4 protein-coding genes and 1 pseudogene are annotated in these 3,152 nt (G+C 47.7%); 4 read left to right on the forward strand and 1 reads right to left on the reverse strand.

All coding sequences use genetic code 11. The annotated features are described in order from the left end of the window. The 4 genes from traM to BN161_RS27560 form a co-directional block, all read left to right on the forward strand. Positions 1 to 672, forward strand: a 672-nt coding sequence (gene traM, locus BN161_RS27545; RefSeq protein WP_044272460.1) for a conjugative transposon protein TraM, incomplete at its 5' end; no start/stop codon positions are given. A gap of 51 nt (positions 673 to 723) precedes the next feature. After that, a complete protein-coding gene (traN, locus tag BN161_RS27550) occupies positions 724 to 1,728 on the forward strand; it encodes a conjugative transposon protein TraN (protein ID WP_044272463.1) in 1,005 nt (334 codons plus the stop codon). A 1-nt stretch (position 1,729) separates the two neighbouring features. Next, complete coding sequence (locus tag BN161_RS27555; RefSeq protein WP_044272466.1) at positions 1,730 to 2,314, forward strand: conjugal transfer protein TraO; 585 nt, start codon at positions 1,730 to 1,732, stop codon at positions 2,312 to 2,314. Between the two features lie 9 nt (positions 2,315 to 2,323). Then, entirely contained in the window at positions 2,324 to 2,767 is a 444-nt protein-coding gene (locus BN161_RS27560; RefSeq protein WP_044272469.1) for a DUF3872 domain-containing protein, read from the forward strand. 174 nt (positions 2,768 to 2,941) lie between these two features. Here the strand turns inward: BN161_RS27560 and BN161_RS27565 are convergent. After that, positions 2,942 to 3,152: pseudogene (locus BN161_RS27565) on the reverse strand (hypothetical protein); the annotation flags it as partial.

The following is a 3,152-nucleotide window of genomic DNA, read 5'->3' on the forward strand; positions in this document are numbered from 1 at the left end:
CCGGAAAAGGCAGAGGTTGCCACTGTCGGGAACAAGGGAACGGGAAATGCCCGAACTGTCACTGTGCCGGTGGGACAGGTAAAGAAAAGAGTGGTGTCGCTACTGGCTCCGCCGATGAGTGATGCGGATTTTGTAAGGGTGTACAGCAAGCCTCGTAATCTGGGATTCAACACGGTACAAACGGAGGTGGAGGGTATTGCGAAGAATACTATCCGTGCCTGTGTGTACCAGACCGTCACGCTGACGGACGGGAAGGAAGTGCAGCTCCGGTTATTGGAGCCGATGATGGCGGGAGAACAGTATGTGCCATCGGGAACAATGGTTACCGGTACGGCAAAAGTCAACGGCGAACGGATGGAGATAAAGGTGAGTTCGGTCAGTTACGGGGAGAGTGTGACGCCCATCAATCTGGATGTATATGATACGAATGGTATGAAGGGGGTGTTTGTGCCTGAATCGGAGGAACTGAACGCGGTGAAGGAGATGGCGGCGAACATGGGGTCGTCACTCGGAACGAGCATCACCATCACGGAGGATGCCGGAGCACAACTGGCTGCGGACTTGGGAAAGGGTGTCATTCAGGGGGCGTCGCAATATCTGGCGAAGAAGTTCCGAACGGTAAAGGTGACGCTCAAAGCTAACCATGAGTTTTATCTCCTGCCGGGACAATAAGAGATATACCACTAAAAAATCCAATTATAAACAATTTAAAAAGAAGTATTTATGAAAAAGTTGATTTTGATGCTTGCCTTTTGTGCAAGTGTATCGGGTGCATACGCACAAAAGACAGTAAAAGTGGAAAAGGTGCAACAGGAAACGGAAGCGGTTGCCGCTGAAGAGGAAGATGCAAGCGAGGAAAATGTGCGCAAAAGTCCTTCTACGGGGGATTTGTACGAGGGACTTACCCGGACGGTGACTTTTGACCGGATGGTTCCTCCCTATGGGTTAGAAGTGACTTTTAATAAAACGGTACATCTGATTTTTCCTGCGGCTATCCGTTATGTGGACTTGGGTTCTGCGGACATTATCGCCGGAAAAGCGGACGGTTCGGAAAATGTGCTGCGCGTGAAAGCGGCACTGCGTGATTTCTCACGGGAAACCAATCTTGCGGTGATTACGGAGGATGGCAGTTATTACACGTTTAACGTGAAGTATGCGGATGAGCCTACGAAGTTGAATATCGAGATGAAGGATTTTATCCATGACGGCGAAGCGGTGAATCGACCGAATAACTCAATGGAGGTTTATCTGAAAGAATTGGGCAGCGAATCGCCGTTGCTGGTACGGCTGATAATGAAGTCTATCCATGCCAACAATGACAGACTGGTGAAGCATATCGGCTGTAAAAGGTTCGGTATTCAATATACGTTGAAAGGGATTTATACGCACAACGGGCTGCTGTATTTCCATACGGAGTTGAAAAACTCGTCCAACGTGCCTTTTCATGTGGACTATATCACTTTTAAGGTGGTGGACAGAAAGATTGCGAAACGTACAGCCATTCAGGAGCAGGTGATTGTTCCGCTGCGTGCGTATAATTATGTAACGGTGGTCAACGGGAAGAGCAGGGAGAGAACGGTCTTTACGTTGCCTAAATTCACGTTGCCGGACGATAAGGAACTGGTGGTGGAAATGAATGAGCAGGCGGGAGGACGCCATCAGAAATTTGTGATCGGAAATGCGGAGCTAATCCGTGCAAGAGTGATTAACGAACTGAAAATGAAGTAAGATGAAGAAGGTTCTATTTTTATTGTGTATGGTAGTATGCTTTGTCCTGACGGACAAGGCATACGCCCAACGCTGCCTGCCGGGTATGCGTGGCATCCGGGTTACGGGAGGAATGGCGGACGGTTTCCATTCGTCCGACAAACGTAATGAGCTGGGGTATTCTTTCGGGCTGTCGCTGGATACTTATACCGGACATTGCAACCGGTGGGTGTTCGGTGCGGAGTACCTGCAAAAGTATCATCCGTATAAGGCTATCCGCATACCTACCTCGCAATTTACTGCGGAGGGCGGGTATTACTATACTTTTCTTTCGGATGCGAACAAGGTGTTTCTGCTTTCGTTGGGCGGCTCGGCTTTGGCGGGATATGAAACGAATAATTGGGGGGACAAGCTGCTCTATGACGGTTCTACCCTGCGAAGTGGCGATAACTTTGTCTATGGGGGTGCTGTATCGCTGGAACTGGAAAGTTATTTGAGTAACCGGGTGGTGCTGCTACTGAACGCCCGCGAGCGGTGCTTGTGGGGAAGTGATACGGGTAAGTTTCATTTCCAATTTGGTCTGGGGCTTAAATTCTTAATCAATTAATAAAGGTATATGAAGAAGATGTTTGAAACAATATTCGTGCTCGGTCTTGTGTTGACCGGTATCGTGTGTGTGGTAGCGTGTAGTGACAAGTTGGACGTGCAACAGGTGTATGAGTTTGATATGGCAACACTGCCGGTACAGAATAAAATCGTAATAGGCGAGGAAGCGGAAATACGCTGTGAGTTGGTTAGAGGCGGCACGTATGTGGAAACGAAGTATTTTATCCGTTACTTCCAACCGGATGGCAAGGGGCAGTTACGCTTGGAAGACGGGACGGTTCTTCTCCCGAATGACCTTTACCCGCTGGAAAAGGAAACATTCCGTCTGTATTATAAATCTATGAGTACTGACCAGCAGACGATTGATATTTATGTGGTCGATTCTTTCGGACAGGTGGTACAGAAATCTTTCAGCTTCAATAATGAAAGTCAGGATAAGGAGGAGGAAGAATGATAGCGGTTCTGATAGTCTGCGGCATCTTCTTCATCATTACGTGGTGTTGTATCGGTGGTTCCATGTACCGTGCGCCGACTGATGTTGAGTTGTGGGGAGAAGAGGTTGAATAGACTTTCTCCTTATTATAAATAAAAATCCTCCTGCCTGATAATGGGCAAGAGGATTTTGTTTTCAGAACAGTGCCAATGTAAGTTGTTGGGGCTGTGTGTACCGGTTTTTCAGTTCCAATAGTTTGTTTTTGAGTTTGCTTATCACGTTGGGATTATAATTACTCCTATCGGTAACAGAATAGCGTTCTGCCTTACTGTATTGCTGTTCCAACCGACAAATACCTTGCCTGACGGCTTCTTTGTAGTCTTTGATGGGTTCGTCAAAAACGGAT

This window comes from Bacteroides timonensis, from assembly GCF_000513195.1.
GTDB classification, from domain to species: Bacteria; Bacteroidota; Bacteroidia; order Bacteroidales; family Bacteroidaceae; genus Bacteroides; species Bacteroides timonensis.